This is a genomic window from Marinobacter nanhaiticus D15-8W (genome assembly GCF_036511935.1).
GTDB classification, from domain to species: domain Bacteria; phylum Pseudomonadota; class Gammaproteobacteria; order Pseudomonadales; family Oleiphilaceae; genus Marinobacter_A; species Marinobacter_A nanhaiticus.
The window spans coordinates 2,792,674-2,819,307 of sequence record NZ_AP028878.1 but is presented as its reverse complement, the minus strand read 5'-3'; the positions used below and the strand labels follow the sequence as shown (position 1 = coordinate 2,819,307).

The 26,634-nt window shown below is 58.3% G+C and carries 20 protein-coding genes, 2 tRNA genes and 1 pseudogene; 18 read left to right on the top strand and 5 right to left on the bottom strand.

Annotated elements, in window-relative coordinates:
• Positions 1 to 365: 365 nt before the first annotated feature.
• The 5 genes from RE428_RS12580 to RE428_RS12560 are packed head-to-tail and all read left to right on the top strand — an operon-like array spanning position 366 to position 4,500.
• Positions 366 to 1,376 (top strand): DMT family transporter, encoded by a 1,011-nt coding sequence (locus RE428_RS12580; RefSeq protein WP_081614624.1) that lies wholly within the window; start codon positions 366 to 368, stop codon positions 1,374 to 1,376.
• Positions 1,377 to 1,413: 37 nt separating this feature from the next.
• Positions 1,414 to 2,421, top strand: a complete 1,008-nt coding sequence (locus RE428_RS12575) for an ABC transporter substrate-binding protein (protein WP_205624620.1) — start codon at positions 1,414 to 1,416, stop codon at positions 2,419 to 2,421.
• Position 2,422: 1 nt separating this feature from the next.
• The gene (locus RE428_RS12570) at positions 2,423 to 3,211 is read left to right on the top strand and encodes an ABC transporter ATP-binding protein (protein ID WP_004582365.1); all 789 of its coding nucleotides are present in this window, start codon (positions 2,423 to 2,425) and stop codon (positions 3,209 to 3,211) included.
• Positions 3,189 to 3,983, top strand: coding sequence for an ABC transporter permease (locus RE428_RS12565; protein ID WP_004582364.1), 795 nt, complete (start codon positions 3,189 to 3,191; stop codon positions 3,981 to 3,983). Before RE428_RS12570 ends, RE428_RS12565 begins: the two co-directional genes overlap by 23 nt.
• Before the next feature lie 37 nt (positions 3,984 to 4,020).
• Positions 4,021 to 4,500 carry a nucleoside deaminase gene (locus tag RE428_RS12560; protein WP_004582363.1) on the top strand — a complete coding sequence of 160 codons (480 nt, stop codon included), beginning with the start codon at positions 4,021 to 4,023 and terminating at the stop codon, positions 4,498 to 4,500.
• Positions 4,501 to 4,703: 203 nt separating this feature from the next.
• On the opposite strand, the gene RE428_RS12555 is transcribed toward RE428_RS12560, so the two are convergent.
• The 3 genes from RE428_RS12555 to RE428_RS12545 form a co-directional block, all read right to left on the bottom strand.
• Entirely contained in the window at positions 4,704 to 5,921 is a 1,218-nt protein-coding gene (locus tag RE428_RS12555) for an integrase core domain-containing protein (protein ID WP_227500176.1), read from the bottom strand.
• Positions 5,922 to 6,157: 236 nt separating this feature from the next.
• Complete coding sequence (locus RE428_RS12550) at positions 6,158 to 6,481, bottom strand: branched-chain amino acid transporter permease (protein WP_004582362.1); 324 nt, start codon at positions 6,479 to 6,481, stop codon at positions 6,158 to 6,160.
• Positions 6,474 to 7,193, bottom strand: a complete 720-nt coding sequence (locus tag RE428_RS12545; protein WP_040882691.1) for an AzlC family ABC transporter permease — start codon at positions 7,191 to 7,193, stop codon at positions 6,474 to 6,476. Before RE428_RS12545 ends, RE428_RS12550 begins: the two co-directional genes overlap by 8 nt.
• Positions 7,194 to 7,303: 110 nt before the next feature.
• On the opposite strand from RE428_RS12545, the gene RE428_RS12540 reads away from it, so the two are divergent.
• The 11 genes from RE428_RS12540 (at position 7,304) to RE428_RS12490 (ending at position 18,086) form a co-directional block, all read left to right on the top strand.
• Positions 7,304 to 7,555, top strand: coding sequence for a hypothetical protein (locus tag RE428_RS12540; protein WP_004582360.1), 252 nt, complete (start codon positions 7,304 to 7,306; stop codon positions 7,553 to 7,555).
• A gap of 183 nt (positions 7,556 to 7,738) precedes the next feature.
• Positions 7,739 to 8,398, top strand: a complete 660-nt coding sequence (uvrY, locus tag RE428_RS12535; RefSeq protein ID WP_004582359.1) for a UvrY/SirA/GacA family response regulator transcription factor — start codon at positions 7,739 to 7,741, stop codon at positions 8,396 to 8,398.
• Positions 8,382 to 10,232 carry an excinuclease ABC subunit UvrC gene (gene uvrC, locus RE428_RS12530; protein WP_004582358.1) on the top strand — a complete coding sequence of 617 codons (1,851 nt, stop codon included), beginning with the start codon at positions 8,382 to 8,384 and terminating at the stop codon, positions 10,230 to 10,232. Before uvrY ends, uvrC begins: the two co-directional genes overlap by 17 nt.
• A gap of 6 nt (positions 10,233 to 10,238) precedes the next feature.
• Positions 10,239 to 10,796, top strand: a complete 558-nt coding sequence (gene pgsA, locus RE428_RS12525; protein ID WP_004582357.1) for a CDP-diacylglycerol--glycerol-3-phosphate 3-phosphatidyltransferase — start codon at positions 10,239 to 10,241, stop codon at positions 10,794 to 10,796.
• Between the two features lie 310 nt (positions 10,797 to 11,106).
• Positions 11,107 to 11,182 (top strand) — tRNA-Gly (locus RE428_RS12520).
• 87 nt (positions 11,183 to 11,269) lie between these two features.
• Positions 11,270 to 11,343 (top strand) — tRNA-Cys (locus RE428_RS12515).
• A gap of 183 nt (positions 11,344 to 11,526) precedes the next feature.
• The gene (locus RE428_RS12510) at positions 11,527 to 12,648 is read left to right on the top strand and encodes a metallophosphoesterase family protein (RefSeq protein WP_004582356.1); all 1,122 of its coding nucleotides are present in this window, start codon (positions 11,527 to 11,529) and stop codon (positions 12,646 to 12,648) included.
• A complete protein-coding gene (locus tag RE428_RS12505) occupies positions 12,645 to 15,290 on the top strand; it encodes an AAA family ATPase (protein WP_004582355.1) in 2,646 nt (881 codons plus the stop codon). Before RE428_RS12510 ends, RE428_RS12505 begins: the two co-directional genes overlap by 4 nt.
• 78 nt (positions 15,291 to 15,368) lie before the next feature.
• Entirely contained in the window at positions 15,369 to 16,148 is a 780-nt protein-coding gene (locus RE428_RS12500; RefSeq protein ID WP_004582354.1) for an endonuclease NucS domain-containing protein, read from the top strand.
• A 238-nt stretch (positions 16,149 to 16,386) separates the two neighbouring features.
• Positions 16,387 to 16,782, top strand: coding sequence for an HIT family protein (locus RE428_RS12495; protein ID WP_004582353.1), 396 nt, complete (start codon positions 16,387 to 16,389; stop codon positions 16,780 to 16,782).
• A complete protein-coding gene (locus RE428_RS12490; RefSeq protein ID WP_040882688.1) occupies positions 16,779 to 18,086 on the top strand; it encodes a protein NO VEIN domain-containing protein in 1,308 nt (435 codons plus the stop codon). Before RE428_RS12495 ends, RE428_RS12490 begins: the two co-directional genes overlap by 4 nt.
• A 350-nt stretch (positions 18,087 to 18,436) precedes the next feature.
• On the opposite strand, the gene RE428_RS12485 is transcribed toward RE428_RS12490, so the two are convergent.
• Positions 18,437 to 18,589 (bottom strand): entericidin A/B family lipoprotein, encoded by a 153-nt coding sequence (locus tag RE428_RS12485; RefSeq protein ID WP_004582351.1) that lies wholly within the window; start codon positions 18,587 to 18,589, stop codon positions 18,437 to 18,439.
• Between the two features lie 206 nt (positions 18,590 to 18,795).
• Complete coding sequence (locus RE428_RS12480; protein WP_004582350.1) at positions 18,796 to 18,972, bottom strand: DUF1328 domain-containing protein; 177 nt, start codon at positions 18,970 to 18,972, stop codon at positions 18,796 to 18,798.
• A 349-nt stretch (positions 18,973 to 19,321) separates the two neighbouring features.
• Here RE428_RS12480 and recC point away from each other — a divergent pair, with 349 nt between their 5' ends.
• Complete coding sequence (gene recC / locus RE428_RS12475; RefSeq protein WP_040882687.1) at positions 19,322 to 22,828, top strand: exodeoxyribonuclease V subunit gamma; 3,507 nt, start codon at positions 19,322 to 19,324, stop codon at positions 22,826 to 22,828.
• Positions 22,828 to 26,558: pseudogene (recB, locus tag RE428_RS12470) on the top strand (exodeoxyribonuclease V subunit beta). The gene recC and the pseudogene recB overlap by 1 nt, the downstream one beginning before the upstream one ends.
• Positions 26,559 to 26,634 lie beyond the last annotated feature (76 nt).

Sequence of the window (26,634 nt, the reverse complement as noted above, 5' to 3'; positions counted from 1 at the left end):
CCATGCCATTCCTGACCGGGCGGACAGGCTTTCCTGGAAGCATCCCCGGGAAGGCGCAGAAGCGAGCCAGGAAAGAATGGCTCGTTAACGGTGCAGTTCTTCCTGGATATGTTTCAAAGCAGTGCGTACGCGTGTGGTCAAGCACGCCGGCCGAGGCTTTTACCGCCTAAATAACTGGCACCGGGATTGCATTTGCAAAATATTGAATGACTGGTCAAGTAATTGAGGCTTTGTACGAAAGGAGCCGCGATTGCACGGTTTAGCCTGAAACAGAATGCTGGCCGGACGGGCAGGAATGAGCAAGCTCAAGCTGGGTCGATCTTGCCAGGCCTGCAGTACCCATAAGATATGCCGGTTGGAGCCATATGCCAAACCCACGCCGTATCACCGCGTCGTCGAGCGCATCGGGACAGCCCTCCTACAGCTGGGGAATGGGCTACCTGTTATTGGCATGCACGGCGTTGGGCTGGGGCTTCAATTTCCCGGTGCTGAAACTGGGTCTGGCCCATAGTCCGCCGCTGATATACACCATGCTGCGCATGTCCCTGGGTATGGGCACGATGTTCATTATCGCCTTCCTTATGGGCAATCTCCGGCTCCCTCACCGTCAGGACTGGCCGGTGGTGTTCTCCGTGGGCATCCTGCAAAACATGGGCTTTATCACGCTGGTCACGCTCGGGTTGCAGTACCTGCCGGCTGGCCGAGCGGTGATACTCGCCTATACCACGCCGATCTGGGTAGTGCCGGCCGCTGCGATCTTCCTGGGTGAACGGTTGACACTGCCCAAAGCCATCGGCGTTGGCCTGGGGCTCACCGGGCTCATCACCATCATCAATCCGATGTCCCTGAGCTGGAGCGACCACGACGTACTCCTGGGTATCGGCATTATCGTCTGCGCCACGCTTGTCTGGACCTCCGGCCTGATTCATGTGCGCCGCCATACGTGGAAAGGGGATGTGCTGTCGCTGATTCCCTGGCAGATCGGCACCTCCCTTGCTGCATTAACCCCGTTCGCCTTGGCCTTTGAGGATTTCTCCGCCATTCAGTGGAGTCCGGGGTTTGTCTGGAACGTGCTGTTCAGCGGCGCGATTGCGTCGGGCCTTTGTGTGGCGGCCCAGGTGGGTGCGATGCGTTCGCTGCCCGCAGTCAGCCTGTCGTTGAGTTCGGCTGCCGTACCGGCCGTCGGGATCATGGCTTCGGTCTGGATCCTTGGCGAAACGCCGTTGGCCACCGATATCACCGGATTCCTTCTTATTGCCTCGGCGATCGTGCTGGTGGGGCTGGCCGATCGTCGCCAGGCCCGCCTCGAGCGCAATCGGGCAGGGCAGGGACTCGCAAAAAACCAAGAATCAGCCGTATCGCCGGTGAACCAATAACGATACCCATATCCTGGAAACGTTGGAGAGAGTAGACATGATAAGCAGAACGTCACGGGCCCTTCTGATGGCCGCTACACTGGCTGGAAACCTGGTTGGAACCGGCATGGCCACTGCGGCCGACAAGGTGGTTTACCAGCTCGACTGGCTGCCCGGTGGGGACAAGGCGCCGGTTTATGTGGGAATTCAGGAAGGCTATTTCACGGATGAGGATATCGAAGTGTCCATAGCCAGCGGCCGGGGTTCCACCGATGCGGTGACCAAGATGGCCACGGGTCAGTCCGATATCGGTAGTGCGGACATCGGTGCATTGATGGCCGCCAGGGCGCAGGACGACGTGCCGGTCAGCGCGGTCTATGCGCTGTTCACCCAGGCGCCGCATGCGTTCTTCACGCTGGCGGATAGCGACATCGAGACCATTACGGATATCGAGGGCAAGCGCGTCGCCACATCCCCGTTTACGTCTTCCAATGCATTCCTGCCGCTGGTGCTCAAGGAGAATGACATGCCAGCGGACGCCGTAACGCTCACCAAGTCCGACCCCGGCGCGCTCGGGCCGATGCTGATTACCGGTAACACCGATGCGATTATCGCATGGGTCACCAACGTGGCCCTGTTCAAGAGCCAGGCCGCCGAAGCAGGCAAGGACATCCGTGTGCTGCCCTGGTCCGAAGCGGGCCTCGAACTCTACAGCTCCTCCATCGTGGCGGCGGACAAGTTCCTTGAAGAGCGGCCTGAGGTCGCCAGGCGTTTCCTGAAAGCCTTTGCCAAGGCGGTGGCGTTTACCCGGGACAACCCTGAAAAGGCCGGCGAGCATCTCCATGCCATGGTGCCGGAGGTGGATCCCGACGTCGCCGCCGGTCAGATCCGCGACACGATGGAGTTGATCTTCAACGACGTCACCGAAAAAGACGGCGTCGGTGTTTTCACCCCCGAACGCATCAAGAAGACCTGGGCCTATGTCTCCGAGGCGAACGAGCTTCCCGAGGATGCACTTGATCCGGAAACCGCCGTCAAGCGTGGCTTTATCCCGGAGTCCAAGTGATATGAACCCGCAAGTGGAGCGCGCATTCGTCAGGATGGCCGATGTCGGGCACCGTTACGACCCGTCGCCGGACGCCCCGATGGCGGTGCAGGACATCAACCTGGAAATCCATCGTCACGAATTCGTGGCGGTGGTGGGTCCCTCGGGCTGCGGCAAATCGACGTTGCTACGCATGGTATCGGGTCTGCTGGTGCCCAGCCATGGTGAGGTCAGTGTGTTCGGCAAACCCGTCGATGGGCCGCGGGACGACGTTGGTATCGTTTTCCAGAAGCCCACATTGCTGCCCTGGCTGAACGTGCGCAAGAACATCCTGTTCCCGCTGAAACACAAGTATGGCCGCTACAGCAGGGCCGACGAAAAGCGGGCCGAGGAGCTGTTGGCCATTGCCGATCTTGAGGCGTTTGGCGACAAGATGCCGGATGAACTCTCCGGTGGTATGCAGCAGCGGGTCGGTATCGTCCGGGCGCTGTTGCTGAACCCGGACATCCTGCTGATGGATGAACCCTTCTCAGCGCTGGATGCCATGACCCGCGAGCAAATCGGCTTCGATCTGCTGAAGATCTGGGACGAGCAGCCCAAGACGGTGCTTTTCATCACCCATTCGATTTCCGAAGCAGTACTGCTGGCGGACCGGGTACTGGTGATGAGCAAGCGTCCGGGCACCGTCCTGGACCTTATCGACGTCGACCTCGAGCGTCCGCGTACTGCCGAAACCATCAACCACCCCCGCTTTGGACAACTGGCCGACCGGATAAGGAAGCATATCTATGAACCCGAAGCAGTCGTCTGACCCGAGGCTTCGCCGGCGCCTGATGCAGGCGGCGCCGTGGGTCTTCTTTGTGGGGCTGATCGCGCTCTGGGAGCTAGTTTGTCGGGTTGCGGACTTGCCAACCTTCGTCTTGCCGGCGCCCTCCGCCATTGCACAGGCCTTCGTGGATGTGGAGTTCAGTCGTTGGATGCAGCACCTCTGGGCGACGCTGCGAGTGGCGCTGATGGGCTTCTTCATCTCGATCTTGATCAGCATACCGATTGCCATCGCCATGATGCGCTCGGAATTGCTACAGCGTACGCTCTATCCGCTGCTGGTCGTTATCCAGTCCACGCCAGTGGTGGCTGTGGCGCCGCTCATTATCGTGCTGATGGGTTCCGACGACCCGTCCCGGGTACTGATTACCTGCCTGCTTACGTTCTTCCCGCTTGTCGTCTCTACCGCCACGGGTATCAACGAGACCCCCGCGGAGCTGATCGAGCTGAGCCGTTCGCTGGACGCACCGATTCGCCGGGAAACCTGGCAGATCCGGATTCCTTACGCGATCCCCCATATCTTCAGCGGCCTGAAAGTGGCGATCACATTGGCCATTATCGGAGCCGTGGTGGCCGAATTCGTTGCTGCCGAAGAGGGCCTCGGATACTTCATCCAGTTCTCCACATCCTTCTTCAAGATTCCCCAGGCTTTCGCCGGGCTGTTCTTCCTGGCGGTGATAAGCCTGCTGCTGTTCAAGTCCGTGCAATGGACCCAACAGATTTTCTTTGCCTGGAGTCTTCCCAAGAAGAAGTCGTGAAGCTCGAAAATTCATAAAGATAGGATTGAAATTTAAAGTGAGTCATAACGAAAAAGACCTCGAATTCCTCAAGATTGCCATCGAGCTGGCAGATTCCGTGGCCGAGCAGGGTATCCATCCCTTCGCGGCTATTCTCGTAGACAGCGAAGGCCACGTCCTGATGGAGCAGGTCAACGCCTATCTCCCGGACAAGGACATGACGGGTCACGCCGAGCGGGTTTTGATGACCCGGGCCAGCAAGACTTACCGGCCGGATTTCATGGCCGACTGCACCATGTACGTCTCCGCCGAACCCTGTGCGATGTGCTCAGGTGCAGCTTATTGGGCGGGCTTGGGGCGCGTAGTCTATGGAGTGAGCGAAAAGCGGCTGAAAGCCATTACCGGCAATCATCCGGAGAATCCGACGCTGGACTTACCGTGTCGAACGGTATTCGAGGCCGGACAGCGGAAGGTTGAGGTGATCGGGCCGTTAATGGAAGATGAAGCGGCGAAGGTTCACGAGTCGTTTTGGAATTAATGTAGCCGATGCTTTAGAGGGTGTTGCAAAAGCCTTGCGGCTTGAAGCCTCTCTCCCCTGGCGGGAGAGAGGTTTGGAGAGAGGGGGCGAGGCAAAGCCTCGCTAGAAGTCGGCTCTGGCAACGATGAGCGCCTGACGGCGCTACCCCCTCTCTGTGCAACCGGAACATAGGTAACACTTTGAACCGGCAACATGGGTTACACCTATTCCCCCGCATGCCACTCGCATGCGGGCTCCAATCGCGCGGTTTTGAGGTTAATATGACCGAGCAGATGGGTGCTGTATCGCACCTCGACCCGGTCATTCTCCACCTCTTGCAGGCCTACGCGATGTCTGGCTAACAGCCCGCTGATGTAGATCAGATGGCCCTGCCACTTGATTTCGCCGTTGTGACGAACGTTGCGAACCGCCTGGTCCACGTTATATTCAATCGGGCGCAGCACGGGCGAGTACCGACGCCTTGAGGGCTGATACACGCTGGCCGGTGTTTGCCTGCCCAGCGCCTCATGGCTGCGTTGTTCGTTAAACTCCTCACGGAATGCCTGCAGCGTGGTCTGTTGCTGCATCAAGCTTGTCCCGCGCATCCGTCCACCCACTGCTCGATTCAGTGAACCGTGCATGCGCTCGTGACGGGCATTCTGTGTGGGCGTTCCCGGCTTGCTACGATGCACCCCAATGCCCAGCTCGACCCACCATTTCGACAGTCGCGTCAGACCTCCTGCTGAGCGACTGGCGAAGGGCGCCCCGTTGTCGGACAAGATCCCCTCCGGCAGACCGTACTCATGGAAAACCCATTCCATAATCGGCTTCGCCTGGACGTAGTCTGTTGCGCTCACGCCATGACAGCCCAAGACATAACGGCTGGCATTGTCGGTTACCGTGAGCGGATAACACCAGCGCCCGCCGGCCGTCCGGTACTGCCCCTTGTAGTCCACACTCCACAGCGCATTATTGCGATCACCCAGTTCAAACGGTTGCGGGTCGGCCGGGTACGGCCGCTTGTAGCGCCGTTTCTTGACCAGACCCGCCGCTTTGAGTATCTCACCGGCCGTGCTGTCTGCCGGCAATGCCATCGCCGGTTCTAGCTCACGCAAGCGGTCCAGAACCTTCTTGGGGCCAAAGCTGGGATGGACTTTCTTGATCGCCACAATCTGTTCAGCCACGTCCTCCGTCACTGCATGTGGGCAATAGTGCGGCGCTCGGGAGCGCTCCTGCAGCCCACCGGCACCTTCCTCCTGGTAGCGCCTGATCCACTTGTAAGCCGTCTTGCGGCTAATGCCGTAGCCGCGGGCCAGATCGCTTACACCGTGCCCGCCCTGCAGCCAGGCCGCGATCAACTGCATCTTCAGATCCATTACACAAGTCTCTTTCCAGGGCATGGGCGCGTCCTCCTTGCCCATACCGTAACTTGTGTAACCCATGTTCCCGGCTTGAGGTGTTACCTATGTTGCCGGTTTGCACACTCCCCGGCCCTCTCCCGCGAGGGGAGAGGGAGTTTATGCCGGTACTTTTGAGATACGGATACTTTTGCAGCCCCCTCTTTAGCTTCGGAGGGCCCGGCAGGGCCCCGCCAAGTACCTCAGGTGTGGCCGCCCTTCGGACGGCTCGGAAGCTGAAGCGTCCGCTACATTTAAAGACGTCGCCCGCGCGGTCGTCTTCAAAACTGCTGAATCGCCATATAACACGCCGTCCCCGCGATAATCGAAAGCAGCGCATTCCGCCGCCAGAGGTGCAGGGCGACCACAACAAGACTCGGTACCAGCGCATCCGCTCCAAATACCGGCGCACTCCAGTGGCCGGACCGGAGCAGGAAGATCACCACCAGCAATGACATCACCGCCGCAGGCAAATAGCGGCCAAGGTGCAGGATCAACGGATGGTCGCTGTGCCGCGACAGGAAAACGAACGGTATTACCCGTGTGGCAAATGTCGCCGCCGTGGCAACGGCGGTGAACGCCAGGAGATAAACCAGACTATCCATGAGGCTGCTCCATGCCGGCGACGCCGCGTTTGTGGAAACGATAGCTCACCAGCAGGGTGGCTGTGGTGAGGATTACCGCGCCAATCAATTGCTGGTCTTCAGGAAGAACGGCCAGGCAAAGGCCGGCGGCGGCTGCGCCGATCCAGATGGGCAGGGATTGGCCCAGTGCCTTGTACTGCTCGATTGTCAAAACGATGAACAGTGCGACCAGCGCGAACTCAATGCCGGTACTGTCGAACTGCACCGCGCGGCCCAGCCAGGCGCCGAGGGTGGAACCGATAACCCAGTATCCCTGGTTGAATAGCGTGATGCGGAAATCGTTCTTCTGTTCCTGGCTAAGGTCTTCGGAGCGGGGGCGGCTGGTGAGCAGCGAATAGGTTTCATCCGTCAGTCCGAAAATCAGGTAAAGCTTGCGCCAGCCAGCGCCTCGGAACCGGCCCAGTAGTGACAGTCCATAGAAAAGGTGACGGGCGTTGATGACAAACATCGCCACGAACACTTCCAACAAACCGGCACCAGCGGCAAGCAGGCCGACGGACAGTAACTGGGCAGCACCGGCAAAGACAGTCAGCGACATCAGCGTCGCGCCCCACCAGGGATAATCCAACTGGGTGACGAACAGCACGCCAAAGGCCATGCCCAGCGGAATATAGCCGAACATGATGGGCAGGGTGAGTTGGACAACAGCACGGTTGTTCAAGCCGGTCTCCATAAACAATCGTAAAAGCCGCGCATGATAGATCAACAATCACCGTCAGGTAAGGTACAGTGCGCCGCTATCTGTACTGGTCAGGATTGCTGGCCGCCGAGTGGAGAGAGCCGATGACCGATGAGACCGAAAACCAGCCCGAGGCAGATCCTCGCCAAGAGCCGTTCATTGTGGACACGGACCTCCTGACCGAAGATCAGCTCGAGGGTCTGGTTGAGGAATACTGCACGCGCTATCACGGGGTCAACGACACCGAATCACCCCTTGATGAGAAACGTCGGGTGATGACCGCGGTCAAGAATGGCGACCTTGTGGTCTGGTTCAATCCGGTTGAAAACAGCGCGGGGCTTGGTCCGAAGCCGTAACCCAGGTTTGCGTTTATTTACCTAAAACGGGTACCGCGTGCGAAACTTAGACGCTACAATTGCTTGGGAATCAGAGGTTCCCATTTCCCGGCGTCAGGCAAGGAAGTCGAAGCGTCGCTCTTCACGTGTTTCAACAGTGCTAATACGTGCTTCAATAGTGCTAATAAAAGTGCGGGGTGGATTTTGATCAGGGTCCTGGTTGTTGACGACCACGAGCTGGTTCGATCAGGCATCACGCGGATGCTGGCCGACAATACGGATATTGAAGTCATCGGGCAGGCGGCTTCGGGTGAAGAAGCCGTTGACGTTGTTCGATCGGACGCGCCGGATATCGTACTGATGGATATTCGCATGCCGGGTATCGGTGGTCTCGAAGCCACGCGTCGTATCCTGCGCATTGACGACTCTATTCGCGTCATCGTTGTCACCGCTTGTGCTGACGATCCGTATCCCACACGGGTCATGCAGGCGGGTGCTTCCGCCTATATCACCAAGAGTGCCGACATCAAGGAGATGGTCCGGGCGATCCGTATGGCCCATACCGGCCAGCGCTATATCAGTCCGGAGATCGCCCAGAAGATGGCGCTCAAGCAGCTTGGCGGCGACACCGCCGAAGACGACAAGATGTCGATCTTCGACAAGCTCTCGGAGCGCGAGCTACAGATTGCCATGATGGTGGTCGACTGCCAGAAAGTTCAGGACATTTCGGACAAGCTCTGTCTCAGCCCGAAAACGGTGAACAGCTATCGTTACCGTATCTTTGAAAAACTGGACATCTCCAGTGACGTCGAGCTTGCCCTGATGGCCGTCAGACTCGGGTTGCTTGATGCCGACAAAGTCTGAACAGGCGACCGAATTCGATAGCAAAAGCTTCCTCAAAAGGCTCACCGAACGACCCGGCGTCTACCGGATGCTGGATGCGGGCGGTGAGGTTTTGTACGTCGGTAAGGCGCGGAACCTCAAGAACCGCGTCAGCAGCTATTTCCGCAAGAGCGGCCTGTCTCCGAAGACCGAAGCGCTGGTCAGTCGCATCAATCATGTTGAAGTGACGGTGACCGGCAGCGAGACCGAAGCGCTGCTGCTCGAACAGAACCTGATCAAATCCCTGCGTCCGCCGTACAACATCCTGCTGCGGGACGACAAATCCTACCCCTATATCTACCTGTCCAGCGACGATAAGTATCCATCGCTGACGTTCCGCCGTGGCCGGACCCGCAAAGGGAAGGGCAGTTGGTACGGACCGTTCCCCAGTTCCGGCGCCGTTCGGGAAAGTCTTAACGTATTACAGAAGATCTTCCGCATAAGAAACTGTAGTAACAGCTTTTTCAATAATCGTACGCGACCTTGTCTGCAGTACCAGATCAACCGATGCACGGCACCCTGTGTCGAGTATATTTCGCCGGAGGAGTACGCCGACGATATCCGCCACGCCACCATGTTCCTGGAGGGAAAGAATCCGGCCATACTGGACGACCTGATGCAGGCGATGGAGAAGGCCAGTCAGTCCCTCGAGTTCGAAAAGGCCGCGGCCTACCGGGACCAGATCAACCACCTGCGCCACGTTCAGGAGCAGCAGTCCATCGAGGCCAGCGGTGGCGATGCGGATGTTATCGGCCTGGCTCAGGATGCAGGTGTCGTCTGCGTGGTGGTGATCCTGGTACGCGGTGGGCGGGTACTGGGCACCAAGGACTACTTCCCGCGCGTCTCGATTGAGCAGTCCGAGAGTGAACTGCTCAGCGCATTTCTCGGCCAGTTCTACTTCGGCGGAGACACCCAGCGGGAGTACCCGCGGGAAGTGCTCGTGCCGGTCGAGATCGACGAGCAGGATGTGCTCTCCGCGGCGCTATCCGAAGCGGCGGGACGCGAGACGCGTATCCGCAAGAACGTGCGTGGCGAGCGTCGCCGCTGGATAGATCTGGCCACCACCAATGCCCGGCAGACGTTGATGACGCACATTGCCAGCAAGGAGACCGTCTATCGCCGCCTGCTGGCACTGCGCGACTTGCTGGAGCTCAAGGAAACCCCCTCGCGCATGGAATGCTTTGATATCAGCCATAGCCATGGGGAGAATACCGTCGCATCCTGTGTGGTTTTCGATGAGAATGGCCCACTCAAGAGCGACTATCGTCTCTACAATATCGAAGGCGTGACCGCCGGTGACGACTATGGGGCAATGCGCCAGGTACTGACCCGGCGCTACACGCGGCTGAAGAATGGCGAGGGCAAGCGGCCGGATCTCGTCTTCATCGATGGTGGCAAGGGCCAGCTCAACGTTGCGCGGGATGTATTCGAGTCCCTGGGGATCAGCGATATCACGTTGATCGGGGTGGCCAAGGGCGTGACGCGCCGGGCCGGCATGGAGCAACTGATCGATGCACTGACCGACGCCGTTTTCCGGGTGCCGTCAGACTCGCCGGCGTTGCACCTGATCCAGCATATCCGCGACGAGTCGCATCGTTTCGCGATTACCGGCCACCGGGCGCGGCGAGACAAGAAGCGCCGCCAGTCGACCCTGGAAGGCATCGAGGGCGTCGGTGCCAAGCGTCGACGCGAGCTGATTCGCTACTTCGGCGGTATCCAGGAAATCAGGAAGGCGGGTGTGGATGAGATCGCCAAGGTCAAGGGCATTAGCCGCAACCTGGCAGAGTCCATCTACGCAGCACTTCACAACGAGTAGGGCAGGATGAATTTACCCAACATACTAACGCTTTCCCGAATCGCGATGATCCCGGTGTTCGTGATCGTCTTCTATCTGCCGTTCGAGTGGCGTTTCCTGGTGAGTGCTGCGATTTTTGCCCTGGCCGCAGCGACTGACTGGCTCGACGGCTACCTCGCCCGCAGACTCAACCAGGGCACGCCATTTGGCGCCTTCCTGGACCCGGTAGCCGATAAGCTCATGGTAGCCGTGGCCCTGACCCTGCTGATCGAAGAGCACAACAGTATGATCCTGACGGTGCCGGCTACGATCATCATCGGACGCGAGATCGTCATATCGGCACTGCGGGAGTGGATGGCCGAAATGGGTAAGCGGGCCAGTGTGGCGGTGTCCTATATCGGCAAGATCAAGACGACGGCGCAGATGGTATCGATCATCATGCTCCTGGCTTTCCCGCTGGCTACGCCGGGGGCGATCATCGGTGAGATCCTGCTTTATGTAGCGGCCATCCTGACCCTGTGGTCCATGTTCCTGTACCTCAGGGCGGCCTGGCCGGATCTTTTTCCCAAAGACAGAGGTCTTTGAGTACTGTTTAAAGAATAATCAATAGGTTAGGTGTGTGCGTAACTTTAAAAAAGGGTTGACACCCCGGCGTGATCCATTAATATATGCGCCACTTCAGCGCTGACTGACCGGTAGTATTAAGTCAGGCGGTAAGAAGTGTTCAGCGGGAATAGCTCAGTTGGGTGAGCTGCACCGCAGCGAACGCCCGAGCCAATCGGTGATACCACACCGATTGAAAAAGCGAGGGCAGGGATGAGCACAAAAAAGAGCGTGCTCGATCGGACGCCCGAAAGATCCGAAGCAGGACTGTAGTTTCAGGTCCAGTTGAAGAGCGGGAATAGCTCAGTTGGTAGAGCACAACCTTGCCAAGGTTGGGGTCGCGAGTTCGAATCTCGTTTCCCGCTCCAATTTCTCTCCGGTACCGCCGGGTGGAAATGACAATCCAAGTCTCTCAATGCCTCCTGAGAGCAGAAGCCCCTTCAAAGGCTTTCCCCGGCGCGGTGGCAGAGTGGTTATGCAGCGGACTGCAACTCCGTGTACGCCGGTTCGATTCCGACCCGCGCCTCCATTATTTCCACATGTACTTACTTCACCCAAGTAATCGGTCACGTGCTTGCGTCTGTCGACGCTTGATTCGACGCTGTGCTGCTTTCCTGAAACTCTGACGACTTTGCTTCTCGCATCGCATCTGTAAAGTATTTGCGGGTAGTCTAGAATAACGCAAAATTTCCAGATTTCTCAGGGACATAAAATGCCAAAGTTTTTGCATACGGCAGACTGGCAGATGGGCCGGGCGTTTACCCGTTTCGAAACGGAAGACGGTGCAGCCCTGGTCGAGGCCCGGTTCGAGGCCGTTGAAACGCTTGCAAAGCTGGCCAATGAGCATCACTGCGATGCTGTACTGGTAGCCGGTGACGTCTTCGACGCACAAACGGTGTCCGACCGCACTATCCGGCGGGTATTCAACGCCACGAAAGCATTTGCCGGTCCCTGGGTCATGCTTCCGGGTAACCACGACGCCGCACTCGCCGAGAGTGTCTGGACGAGAGCCCAGCGCCTGGGTGCGGTACCGGAGAATGTACATCTCGCGCTTCAGCCCGGCGTTATTAATCTGGAACCCGAGCGCCTCAGCATCCTCTGCGCGCCGCTGACCCAGCGCCACACATACGGTGATCTGACCGAGCCATTCAGCGGTTACGAGACCCCGGAAGGTTTCACCAGAATCGGTCTGGCCCATGGCAGTATCCAGGGCCTGTTGCCGGACGAGATTGATTCCACCAACCCCATCGCGCCCAAGCGTGCTGAAGCCAGCAGGCTCGACTACCTCGCCCTGGGCGATTGGCACGGTACCAAACAGATTGACGAACGCACCTGGTACAGCGGCACGCCCGAGCCGGAACGGTTTCGTAACAACGAAGCAGGCAATGCCCTGATCGTTGATGTGTCCGAGCCCGGCGCAACTCCCTCAGTAACCCGACTACCAACCGGGCGGTATCAATGGCACCAGTTTCGGGAAACCCTCGCGGTACAGTCCGATCTTGAGCAGTTGCTGGAACGTTTGAACGACCTGCCCGAATCCGCCGTAGTCGACCTTCGACTTGAGGGCTCGGTAACCCTGGCCGGCGAGGAAGCCCTATTGAAGGCGTTGTCGGTCGCAGAAGCACGATTCCGCAGCCTTCGCTGCGAGCGAAGCGGGCTCCAGCTTGCCCCGACCGAAGAAGACATCGCGGCTCTGAAGGCGGATGGTTACGTGGGCGAAGTGGTTGAAAGCCTGCATGACCGGCAAGAAGGCGCGCAGGATGACACCGCCCGGGATGCGCTGGCTATCCTGGCGGGGTTGCTGCGAGAGCGTGAACAGGAGGCGGGGCAATGAAGCTGCAGCGAATGCGCATTGAACAGCTGCGCCAGTTCCGCAAATCCTTTGTTCTGGACAACCTGCAGTCCGGCCTCAACCTGATTCACGGGCCCAATGAGTCCGGTAAAAGCACGCTGGTACGTGCCATCCGTGCCGCGTTTTTCGAACGCTATCGGTCAACGGCCGTTGACGACCTGCGCCCGTGGGGCGACTCCGCAGCGGCGCCCACCATTGAGCTGGATTTTGAGCACGACAACTGCATTTGGCGGCTCACCAAAAGCTTTCTGCAGCGCAAACGATGCGACCTGGTTGTCGGCACCGAGTCCTACAGCGAAGACGACGCCGAAGAAAAGCTGGCCGAGCTGTTGGGCTACCAGTACCCGAAACGCGGCGCCAGCAAGGCCGAACACTGGGGCATACCGGGGCTGTTGTGGGTCGAGCAGGGCACCGGGCAGGACATTGAGCAGGCCATAGAGCACGCCGGAGATCATCTGAAGTCCGCCCTGAATTCCATGGTCGGCGAGGTGGCCAGTTCCGGGGGAGATGACCTGATCGAGACGGTTCGCAGCCAGCGGGACACCCTGCTGACCGGAACCGGCAAGCCCCGGGGCGATTACCTGAAACTGGAAAAAGACCGGACCCAGTATCAACTTGAAATCGAAGAGCTGAAGGAGCGGGTGCATAAATACCAGGAACAGGTCGACCGGCTTGGCAAGCTGGCCCGGGACTATGAGCAGGCGGAAGCCGAACGGCCCTGGGAAGACGCTCAACGCCATCTGGAAGAAGCCCGGGCGCGCTATCAAAAAGTTGAGCGCCTGGAGCAGGAGCAAAACCAGGAGAAGGCGACGTTTGCCCAGCAGCAGCAAAACCACCGTCTTCTGCAGCAGAACAAGGAACATCTGGAAGGGCTCAGTCGCCAGTTGGAGAGCCGAAAGGCAGTGCTGGATCGCGCTGAGCACGACCTCGACCTGGCTCAAGCACAAACACCGGCCGTCACAGGCCGTTTAACCGAAGCCAGAACCGCCTACGAGCACGCGGAAAAGCAACGGAAACTCGCGGGTTTGCTGCAAACCCGGCAGCGGCTGGAGCAGGATCTGAGGCGGCTTGAACAGCAACAACAAGTAATCAGCCAGAACCTCACCAAAGCCAGGGAATACCAACAGCAGTTAGAGCAAGCCAGGCAGCAGGCCAGGGAAAACCGGATCGAGTCAGAGTTAGTCAAAAAACTTCGAGCGACCGGCAGCCAGCTCAACGAAGAAACCATTCGTTCACAGACCATCGCCACCCGATTGAACTGGCAGCTGGACGCTGACGCATTATTATCGCTGAACAACGAACCGCTTGTCGGTCAGGGCGAACAGCAGCTCCTGGAAGAATCGACCCTGGTTATTCCCGGAGTAGGTACCCTCGGCATAACACCCGGTGGGGAGGAACTGGCCAGCACGCGGAGGAAACTCAAGGCGCTCGAGGAAAATCTGGCGGAACAGCTGATGACCCTTGGCGTGGAATCGTTGAAACAGGCAGAGGATCGTCTTTCTGCTTTCGAAAGCGCCGAAAGAGCCGTAAAGCACGCTGAAGACCTGTTCAAAACCGTGGCCCCAGCTGGCATCGAGCAACTTGTCTATGAGCAAAGCGAGGCTGAAAGCGAACTGGAAAAAGCCAGGAAACAACTGGAATCCACGCCGAAACCGGACTCGAACGAAACAGTTCCCACCCTGGAGGAAGCCGAGGCCGCGTTTAACCAGTCCGGCGCCGCCCTGGACAAAGCGGAATCCGATGAGCGAGCGCATCAGTCCAGGCTGTCGGCCCTGAAGCAAGCCCGAGACAATGCCAAAACGGAATGGCAGCGGCTTGCCGACGAGGAAAAAAGCCCGGAACGCCAGCAGCAACTTCGCCAGATAACCACCGATCTGGCCAACCTCGAAAAGCAGCAGGCCGAACTGGAAGCCAGCCTTGAGCGTCGCGAACGGGAGATCCGCGAAGCCCGCCCGGAATTTCTTAAGCAGGACATCGAACGCTACCAGAACGCGGTCAATCAGCTGCGCCAAACCCAGGAGAACCGGGGGCGAGAACTGCGTGACATCAAAGTCAGGCTGGAAGCCTGGGGCGCGGAAGGGCTGGAAGAACAGCTTAACGAGAAAGAGGCGGAACTCGACCAGTGCAGTCGGCGCTACGAGGAACTGCACCGCCGTGCCCAGGCGCTGGACCTCCTGCTCAATCTGCTCACGGAAAAACGCCAGGCCCTGACACGCCGCCTGCAGGCGCCCCTGCAAAAACACCTCAATCACTATCTCTCAGTGCTCTTCCCGGAAGCCTCGCTGGAAGTGGACGAACAGCTACGGCCGGGCACCTTCAGCCGGGGCAGCGAACTGGGACAGATCACCGAGCTGAGCTTTGGCGCCCGTGAACAGATGGGCCTGATCAGCCGTCTGGCCTACGCCGATCTGCTGCGGGAAGCCGGAAGGCCAACGTTGGTTATCCTGGACGATACACTGGTGCACAGTGACAGCGAGCGCCTGGAAGATATGAAGCGCATCCTGTTTGATGCGGCCAGCCGGCATCAGATACTGCTGTTGACCTGTCACCCGGAGAAGTGGCAGGACCTGGGGGTGCCGCCGGTGGATATTGAGGCATCGAAGGGGCAGGGCATCTTGGAGTAGAAGTCCGACTTTTTATGCTCGGTGCCGCTACACTTACCTTCTCGAAGTTTCACTTTAGATCAAATTCTGAGAGGTCGTATGGCATCACTTTATGACAAACCAGTGCGCTTACTCATGCATGACATGGTACATGATATTGAGCTAAAGCCAGATGCCTTAATTTCGCGAGATCGGGTTCGCTCATGGTTCAACGAGCGATATCCAAAGATCAAAGACGGAACAGTTGCTGCGCACCTACTCAGAATGTCAGTCAACTCCAAGAGCCGGGTTCATTACGGGGCTAAGCCCGGTGAGGACGATCTGTTCTTTCAGGTGGACCCAAAGCATTTTCGTTTATATCAGAGCCAAAACGACCCGGCACCGATTTATCCAGGAGATAATATCGATCAGGCAGTGCAGGAAGAGGTTCAAGAACTGGCAGAGGAAGGTAGTCCCGAGTTCGCGTATGAAAAGGACTTGCAGAATTACCTCTCAAAGAATCTTCATCTCATAGAATCTGGGCTCACGCTTTTCGAGGACGAAGGGATCAATGGCCTTGAGTTTCCGGTAGGTGGACGGTTTGTCGATATTCTAGCTACGGACTCAGAAGGCAATTACGTTGTCGTAGAGCTAAAAGTATCCAAAGGTTACGACAGAGTCGTCGGTCAGCTTCTACGCTATATGGCCTGGATACGAGAGAACCAGGCGGAACCCGGACAATCGGTTCGAGGCATCATTGTCGCTCGACATATATCAGCAGATTTGTTGCTAGCCTGCTCCGGAGTCCAGGGTGTTAAGCTTTTCGAATACGAATTGTCGGTCAGCCTGCGTGAAGCTCGAAAGGTCAGAGGTTGTAGCGCGCCGGTAATGATTGGGTAAAAGTGAAACTACTTGGTACCAGTTGTTGGCCTTTAAATTGCGAGATCTAGTACATTTCGATTTTGCCCTGACAAGAAAACCGGACAAGAAAACCGGGACGGATTTATTTCCAACAGCGAAGGGAAACAGAAATAACGATAATATTGGCTGGGCGTGGTCGTGTTCGAGTCGTCGGGATTGTGCCTTCAAAGGCAGATAAGTGACTCAGGGCGAGTCGGCAAATTATCTTGGAGGTGTCGTGCAACAGAGCTGTCCATTTTGCGCGGTCGCAGAAACATCAGACCAGGGCTCCATTCCGTCCAATGCGTTGGCTCATATCCGTCTAGATGGCTTTCCAGTTTCTAAAGGCCACTTGCTGATCGTTCCCAATCGTCATGCCAACGACTGGTTTGATCTTACTACTGCTGAACAACAAGCGATTATGGAGCTGGTCGGGCAAGGCAAGCAGTGGCTTGAGGAGCGTTACCAGCCGGATGGCTACAATATTGGAATGAACTGCGGAACGGCTGCAGGTCAGACGGTCTTGCACATGCACTGTCACTTAATTCCGAGGTATGCGGGTGATCAGCCAGATCCTCGTGGTGGCGTACGATGGGTCATCCCGGAGAAAGCGGATTACTGGAGTGGCCGGTGAGTTTGCTTGATTACGAGAAGCGCTTTTCGACGCTTCGAGTGAACAGTGGTGGTGCTAATAAGAGCCCTCACAAAGTCGCGATGCTGCAGGCGGTTATCGATCTCGTTGAGTCGGGTGAAGTTACGAACAACCGTTTCTATTTTGACGACAACCTAAAAAGCTACTTCACCCAACGTTTTCAAGAATTGGCGTCCTCTTCAGATCGGAACAATCCCCACCTACCGTATTTCCACCTCAGAAGCGAAGGGTTTTGGCACCTAAAAGTTAGACCCGGGCAGCACGATTCATATGAGCAATTGAAAACGGCAACATCGCCTGGTGTCATTAACACGCATATCGACCATGCGTATCTGGATGATGAGCTATTCGAGTTGCTGGGCAACCAAATTGCCCGCGAGCTTTTGAGATCCGCTCTTTTGACTAGCTTAGATGAGAAGTCGATTCGTGACCTTCTTCAAACTGAACGTGGCGGCTGGGACTGGTTGGAATGTGAGTTTCTGGTCAACGATTACGTGACGATGTTGGAGAAACACCTCGTCGGCGCATCCTACAGTAAGGCAGCACACCGCAGGGCACTGCAGCCGCGTTTGAATAATCGCTCCGAGGGATCGATCGAATACAAACACCAGAACGTCAGTGCAGTGTTATTGGAGTTGGAGCTTCCATATATTCCCGGCTACAAACCCGCTTTCAACTACCAGCAACAACTCAAGCAGGTAGTTCTGTCTTATCTTGCCGGCCATCAAAAGATCATCGATGACGTGACCGTTGTCGCTGATAACGTCGCCGATGAGCCGGAATACTATGATCTTGACTGGGATTCGGTGTTTGATCCTGAACCGCCAGAGTGTATTCCTCATGTCGCGGAGGGTAGGCCCAGCTACTTGGCGAAACGTATTGGCTTCTCGGAGAGGGAGCGCCGAAATCGTCAGCTGGGGGAGCGTGCTGAAGAATTTGTGCTCCGCATGGAAAAGCAGAGGCTCACTGCGCAAGGTAGGTCTGATTTGGCGGCGGAGGTTGAGTGGTCTAGTAAGAAGCATGGCGACGGATTAGGTTTCGATATTCGATCTTTTGACGCGACTGGCGATCAAGAGCGCTTCTTGGAAGTGAAGGCGACGAATTCAGGTAAGTATTTGCCGTTTTTCATTAGCGAGAATGAGCGGGCATTTTCCAACGATTTCTCAGACGCGTTCCGCCTGTACCGGGTTTACGAATTTACCAACTCTCCGAGGTTCTTCATTTTGCCGGGGGCAATCGAACAGCACGTGCATTTGTTGCCTCAGAACTATCGAGCGCGGTTTTAATGGTAAGCGGTTAGTTTCATTACTAAAAAAGAAACAAGTTCTACATTCTGAGCTCGAACTACCCAGCCTGTCGCCTGAAAAGAAAAAGCTCAGCGATGCTAGCTGAAAGATCTTTAGCGATTCTGGATTCGCCATGGTCAGGTGTTGAATATTACAAAGATCAGGTGGATTAAACGGTCGCCTTAACGATTTAAGAGCCGATTTGGCGCTATAGCAATTTGTCGGTTGGAGAATGAACAGAGACTTGAGGGGCTGCGATGGGGCGGGGAAATTAAGTATAGACTCCTGGCTACGGACAGGCTTCAAGCCATGTTCTCCAAAGCCAGGAGTCAGACTCTAGAAGCGAAGCATCAATCTTCAGCTTCTTCCTCTATGTTCTCACCGGCCGCTTCGATGTCGTCTCCAGCGCCTTCCATGGTATTGCAGCCGGCCAGACCGCCGCCGATTGCCAGGACAAGGAAGAAGGAGCGAAGTGCGATTTTCCATGTCTGCTCGGTAATCATGATCATCTCCTGATATTTTTAATCCATTGTGCAGTTTCACCCGTTTTATAGGGTGGTGCTCAGCGAGTGTCGCGATCCTTGGAAAGGTTCTGATGTGACACGTTGCGATCGCGATCGGTTTGCTGTTTACGAAACTTGCTTAGGAAGCATCCGTGCTTCCTGTGTCCGGTTACACATCCTTGTCGGACGAAGTCCAGCTAACTACGCTAGACTTTGGGTCCTTTGCCTCGCATCGCATTGGCGACCAGTGATATCACCAGTAGGACCAGGAAGATAAAGAACAGGATCTTGGCAAAGCCGGCTGCTGTGCCTGCGATACCGCCGAAGCCCAGCACACCTGCGATGATCGCGACGATCAAACAGACTAGCGCCCAATACAGCATAGAGACATCCTCCTTCAAGTTGTGTCCATCAGCGACAGCTGAGGCAAGCACTGATGACGACACTGATTCCATGTGTTGATTTTTTTGCCTTGCTGCACTTTCAAAATTTGCACATGTCCGTGAAGGCGGCAATGACCTGTGTTAACGCTACAGCCAGAAAAGCCCCATAACCGATTGATTTAGTAGTATAAGACATCATTATTATGGTTTATTCAGGTTGAGTTAATCTTTGATTTGGCGCTGTTTTCCGCCTCCGCCGACGACATCGCGCCGGCCGCCCGGTATCATCGGCGGGAGTATTGATCGGAAGCCCCTCACAAAGAGTGATATTGGTAGCCAGAGCTTCGTTATGACAGCAGTGGACAGGATGGAGGTACCCACCGGTTTCCAGGTGGTTCATGCCAACAAGCTGGAAGACCTGCGTGCTGTCACGGTCGAGATCATCCGCAAGTTTCCGCTCGCGCCCCTGGAGAACGAGGTTTTCCTCGTCCACTCCAATGGTATTGCCCAATGGTTGAAGCTGGCGCTGGCGCGGGATGAAGACGATCCCGAGCTTGCCGGCAACGGCATTGCGGCCGCCATGCAATTCTCCCTGCCGTCGCGTTTCCTCTGGCAGGTTTACCGGACGGTACTGGGCGAGGATCAGGTTCCCCAGCAGTCACCGTTCGACAAGGAACGCATGACCTGGCGCCTGGTCCGCCTGATCCCCGAGATCGCCCACGAACCCATTTTCGAACCCCTGGCCCGTTTCCTGACGGGTAGCCAGCAGGAGCGTCGTCGCTATCAGCTTGCCGAGCGTGTCGCGGACCTGTTCGACCAGTATCAGGTCTACCGAGCGGACTGGCTGGATGCCTGGTCCGACGGCGAGGATGTCGTGGTTATCCGCGCCGACGAGCGACGGCCCGTGCCCGATGAGCAACGCTGGCAGCCGGAACTCTGGCGTCGCTTGATTGCGGATATCGAGGATGGCGGCGCAAGCACCAGTCGGGCTGAGGTGCATACCCGTTTCCTGGAGACGATGCGCTCGGCGGGTCCGGTCAACCGTCCGCAGAAGTTACCGCGACGGGTCATCGTGTTTGGTCTGTCATCGCTGCCGCAGCAAACCCTCGATGTTCTCAGTAGCCTGGGGCAGTGCTGCCAAGTCATTCTCTGCGTTCATAACCCTTGTCAGTACCACTGGGCGGACATTATCGAGGACCGCGACCTATTGCGGGCCGAACGGCGCCGGCGCGACCGTAAACCCGGCACGCCGATGACACTGGACGACCACAACCTACACCTGCATGCGCATCCGCTGCTGGCTGCCTGGGGCAAACAGGGTAGGGACTACATTCGCCTGCTGGACGGCTACGATGCGCCGGAGCAGTACGCACACTGGCTCGACCGGGTCGACCTGTTTCGCCCGAGCGAGCGCGAAACGCTGCTGAGCGCGATCCAGAACGATATCCTCGACCTTAACCCGGTCCATGAAAGCGCGCGTCCCAAAACCGATGAGGATGTCCTGGATCGTTCGCTCGTCTTCCATTGCACCCATGGTCCGTTACGCGAAGTGGAAGTCCTGCACGATCAACTCCTGGCCGCGTTCAGCGAAGACGAGACGCTCAAGCCCCAGGATGTGATCGTTATGGTGCCGGACATCAATGCCTACACGCCGCATATCGAAGCGGTATTCGGGCAGATCGATCCGTCTGATGATCGCTATATCCCCTATACCATCTCCGACCAGGGTCAACGGCATCAGGCGCCGGTACTGGTTGCTCTCGAAGCCCTCCTATCGCTGCCCGAATCACGGCTCGCCGTTAGCGACGTACTCGACCTGCTGGACGTGGCGCCGCTCAGGCAGCGTTTTGGTCTCACCGAGGACGATCTGCCCCAACTCCACGACTGGATACGCGGGGCAAATATCCGCTGGGGCCTGGACGCCGAACACCGCGCATCGCTCGACCTGCCGGAGGGGCTGTTCCGCAATAGTTGGCTGTTCGGCCTTCGCCGGATGCTGTTGGGCTATGCGACCGGTGAAGGTGAAGCCTGGCAGGCCATCGAACCCTACGCCGAAGTCGGTGGACTGGAGAGCCGGCTGGCCGGGCAGCTCAACAGCTTCGTAGAGACGCTGCAGGCCTATTGGGAAAAGCTCAGCGAGCCCCGTCAGCCTGTGGTCTGGGCGGAGATGCTCAACCAGCTCCTCCGCGACTTTTTCCTGGAGCCCGAAGGCGAGGACGTGCTGCTGTTCAGTCAGTTGGAAAGCGCTGTCGAGCAGTGGCTGGATGCCTGCGAGGAAGCAGAGCTGGAAGATGAACTGCCACTGCATGTGGTCCGTGATGTCCTGCTGGAGCAACTCGATCAGGGCGGCCTGAGCCAGAGGTTCCTGGCGGGCAAGGTCAACTTCGCTACGTTATTGCCCATGCGGGCGATTCCGTTCCGCAGGGTCTGCCTGTTGGGTATGAACGACGGTGATTATCCGCGGACCCAACCGCCGATGGATTTCGATCTGATGGCCCGGGATTATCGTCCGGGCGACCGTTCGCGCCGGGAGGATGACCGGTTCCTGTTCCTGGAGGCCTTCCTGTCGGCGCGCGACCAGTTCTACATCAGTTGGGTGGGGCGCAGCATCCACGATAATTCCGAACGGCCGGCGTCGGTTCTGGTGGCGCAGTTGCGTGATCATATCGACGTGATTCGACAGGCCGCTGAAGGCGAGGCCCAGCTATCAACCGAACTGACCACCGAGCACCCGCTGCAGCCGTTCAGTACCGCCTATTTTCCGGAGGCGGGTGATGGGCGCTTGTTCACTTATGCGCGGGAATGGCGATCTGCGCTGGACGCTCGGGATTCAACGCAAACGGCCGCAATTCCAAGACTGGAGACGCTGCCCCCCGAAGTCTTCGAGCAGCCTATTGCTCTGGCCCAGTTGAGTCAGTTCCTGCGTAATCCTGTCGATATCTTCTTCCAGGCCCGGCTGGGCGTCTACTTCGATCTCGACGCCGATGAGAGCGAGGATGAAGAGCCTATCGTGCTCGATGGCCTGGAACGCTGGAAACTCACCGATACGCTCGTTCAGGAGGTGCTGCTTCAGGAAACAGACGGCGACCACCTGATGGAACACCTCGAACTGGCCGCCCGACGGGCCCTCGGCCGGGGCGAGCTGGCCCTGAGTGAAGGTTTGGCCGAGCTGCAGATCCGCCAGGCCATGGCGCCATTACCCGAGCTCTATATGCGCTATCAGGGATTGCTGACCCAGTATCCGGAGGTTGAAAGCCTGCGTCCCCTGAAGCTGGAACTCTCCGTCGGTGATGAGACGCTGGTGCTTGAAGATTGGGTACGAGACCTGCGCCACGGAGACGACGGCCAGGCCGCGCAAATCCAGCTGAGTAGCAGCAATCTCACCAGCCCTGACCGGCGCTACCGCTGGCACCAATTGCTACGGCCCTGGATTCATCACCTGGCGGCCAATGCCGTAGCGGCGCCCGTAACGACCCATATACTGAGCCAGGCCGGCGATGTTGCGTTGCAACCGATTACCCAGGAAGCGGCAATAGACCAGCTGCAAACGCTAATGGCGCACTGGCTGGAATCCCTGAAACAACCGCTCCCGGTAGCCCCCAAGACGGCTTTTGCCTGGCTGAGTGCGGAGCCCAAGGGGCCGGAGCACATGGAAAAGGCCGCCCGCGGCGCCTACGAAACGCAATTCATGACCCGTGGTGAAGCCGACCAGAATGCCTATCTGCAGCGGATCTATCCCGATTTTGACAGCCTCTGGCAGGACGGCGCGTTTGCCCAATGGGTGGATCGATTGTATCGACCGCTGCGGGACAACGTTCACGGTGAGAGCCGAAAAGACAAGGGTGGGGCGTCGTGATGGCCGATAACCTCGACAACCGCCTGGATCCGATAACCTTCCCGCTTCATGGCAGTCGCCTGATCGAGGCCAGCGCCGGTACCGGCAAGACCTTCACCATCGCGCTGCTCTACGTGCGGGCGATCCTCGGTCACGCACCGATTGCCGACACCGGCCGGGGACTGACGCCGCGGGACATCCTGGTCGTGACCTTCACCGAGGCGGCCACGAAGGAGCTTCGTGACCGTATCCGTGCCCGTCTGGCGGAGGCGGCCCAGCTCTTCCGGATTGACCCGGCCACCGTCACCGTTGAAGACCGTGAGGCAGAGAAAGATCCGCTCAAACGTCTGCGCAACGCCTGTGACGGTGAATTCTGGGCCTCCAATGCGCGCCTGCTGGAACTGGCTGCGGAGTCCATGGACGAGGCATCCGTGCATACCATCCACAGCTGGTGCTACCGGATGCTGCGCGAACACGCCTTCGATAGCGGCGGCCTGTTCCACCAAAGCCTGGAGACGGACCATTCGGAGTTGTTGGCCGAAGTCGTACTCGATTACTGGCGCACCTTCGTCAATCCACTTTCCGTGGATGCCGTCGAAACCTACCTGCAGCTGATGCGTTCGCCGGAGCAGCTGCAGTCGGATATGCGCCCGCTGCTTGGCAGCCCGGAAGCCATGGACCAAACGGCACTGTCTTCCCGGCTGAGTTAATCGAACCCGCCATGGCCGACAGGGCAGCGCTGTTCGACCGTTTGCGGCCCGGTATTCCGGACGCCGTGGCTGATTTTCGTGAGCGTTTCGAGAAGGCCAAGGCGGCGAAGGCCATTAATGGACGCGTCATGCGTGCGGACTGGCTGGAAGGCTGGCTGGGCGGCTTGCTCGAATGGGCGGACACTGAAGGCGTTGCCATGCCGGCGGTGAGCGACAAGGTCTGGCAGCGGCTCACCACGGATGGCGTCAGCGAGGCCTGGAAACAGGACGCACCTTCGGGTGCCCCACTGGTCGAGGCCGTCGACGCCCTGGCGGCAGAGCGCGAGAAGGAAATCCCACGGGAAGCCCTGATTCGTCATGCGGCCCAATGGTGCCGTCAACGGCTCGAGGTCGAGAAGCAGCGCCGGGCTGAGATGGGTTTTGACGACCTGCTGACCCGACTGGATCAGGCGTTACAGGGTGAGGGCGGTGAGAGGTTGGCGACGGCTATTCGCGACCAGTTCCCGCTGGCCCTGGTCGATGAATTCCAGGACACCGACCCGATCCAGTACCGGATTTTCGATGCGGTCTACCACGTGGCGGACAATGCCGAGGCTACCGGCTTCTTAATGATCGGCGACCCCAAGCAGGCAATCTACGCGTTTCGGGGCGCGGACATCCACACCTATCTCAAGGCCCGGCGCGCAACCGAAGGGCGACACTACACCCTGGCGCGCAACTTCCGTTCGGCCAGCGCCATGGTGGCCGCTAGCAACCAGGTCTTCCTGTATGGCGACCAGACGCACGCCCGTGGCGCCTTCCTGTTCCGTTCGCCCGACGGCAACAATCCGCTGCCCTTCAACGCGGTAGAGGCTCAGGGCCGAAAGGAAGCCTTCGTCGTGGAGGGCAAGACCCCGGCAGCCCTGAACCTCTGGTACAGCGAGGCGGATGGCAACAAGGGTGACATTACCGCTGCCACCGCCGAGGCCTGTGCCAGTGAGATCGTACGTTTGCTCAATTTGGGCCGCGAAGGTCTAGCCGGATTTGGCGTCGTAGCAGACGAATTGCAGCCGCTGCGGGCCGGCGATATCGCTGTGCTGGTCAATACGGGCCGGGAAGCTGATGCGATACGCCAGGCCCTGTCTGCGAGAAACGTGAAAAGTGTCTACCTGTCCGACCGGGCATCAGTGCTCGACACGCCCCAGGCGCGGGACGTGTTGCTCTGGCTGGAAGCGGCTGCGGAACCCGAGCGGGAGCGGCCCGTACGTGCAGCCCTGGCTACCGCCACACTTGAGCGGGATTGGCACGAGTTGGATCACCTGCGCCAGGACGAGTTGGCCTGGGAGGCGGAAATCGAGCGTTTCCGGGAATTCGGTCGGATCTGGCACGAAAAAGGTGTGCTGGCGATGATTCGTCGCATGCTATCGGTATTCGATGTTCCCGCGCGGCTGCTGAACCAGTCCAACGGCGAACGCTACCTCACGGATGTGCTGCACATCGCCGAACTGCTACAGCACGCCAGCCTTCAGATCGACGGCGAGCAGGCCCTGATCCGTCATTTCGCCGAGATGATTGCCGACCCCAACACTGACGCCGAGACGCGCCAAGTGCGTCTGGAAAGCGATGCGGACCTGGTGCAGGTGGTGACCGTGCACAAGTCGAAGGGGTTGGAGTATCCGTTGGTCTTCCTGCCGTTTGCGTCCATGGCGCGCCAGGTCAATCCTTCGAACCCACCGGTGCGCTGGCACGATGCCAACGGCAACATCAAGCTTAGCTTCAAGCCGGACGGCGACGTCCTTGCCATTGCTGACGAAGAGCGCCTCGGGGAGGACATCCGTAAGCTCTACGTCGCCCTGACGCGGGCTCGCTATGCCACCTGGGTCGGCGCGCCGTTTATCAAGAAAGAGACGCCCCTGAGTGCGCTGGCGACCCTGTGTTCGTATAGCGACGACGCGGGTTGGCCCGCAAGTCTTCAGGGGCTTCGAGGCCATTGCGAGGCGATAGTCGTGGCCGAACAGCCTGAGCCGACTGAGCAAAGCTACTTTCCGCCGACGCCGTCCATACCCGGTCCGGCCCGTATTCCCCAACGCCAGCCTGGCGAACACTGGTGGATCGCCAGTTATTCTGCAATTGGCTACGAACAGCCCTCCGCTGTAGCCGAAACGCTACTCGAAGTCAGTGGCCCAACGATTCCCCGTGAACCGGAAACGCCGGATGCCGAACGCCTGGAGGAAGAGCGGGATATGACGACGATAGGTCTTCGGCCGTTGCGCAATCCCAATCCCGCCGAACGGCGCATCCATCGTTTTTACCGGGGCGCGGGTCCGGGGACATTCCTGCACGGTATTCTCGAATGGGTCGCCGAAGCCGGTTTCAAAAGTGTTTTCGAAGATCCCACCGAACTGCGCGAGCTGCTGGAGCGTCGCTGCGGTATCCGCGGCTGGGAGGGCTGGGCACAGCCGCTGGAAAACTGGCTGCTGGATCTGATCCAGACTGCGTTGCCGCTGCCCGAACAACCGGACGGAAGTGCATCGACGCTGAAGTTCATCGACGAACCCACCATCGTGCCTGAGATGGAATTCTGGTTTGCCAGCCGCGAATTGGATGTACGCAAACTGGACGAGATTGTGCGGAACTCGACGTTAGGTGGGCGTTCGCGACCTGTGTCATCCGCACTGCAACTGAATGGCATGCTCAAGGGGTTTATCGACCTGGTTTTCGAGCACGAAGGGCGTTACTACGTGGCGGACTACAAATCCAACTACATCGGCCCGGACGACGCGGACTACCTTGAAGAGGCCCTTGCCCAGGTCGTGGCCGAGCATCGCTATGACCTCCAGTACTGCCTTTACCTGCTGGCACTCCATCGTCTGCTGAAATCCCGGCTCTCGGACTACGATTACGACGCCCACATCGGCGGTGCCGTCTACCTGTTCCTGCGCGGAAACGGGGCGCCTACACGCGGCGTATTTTGCGAACGCCCGCCCAAGGGGCTGATCGAGCAAATGGACAGACTGTTCCGGGGCTTGCCACTGGCAGAAAGCGAGGAGGCTACGGCGTGACCGAGGATCATATCCAACAAACGCTTGAATTCGAGGCCGCGCCCCTGCAGACCGCCGACGCGGTGATCGATATCCT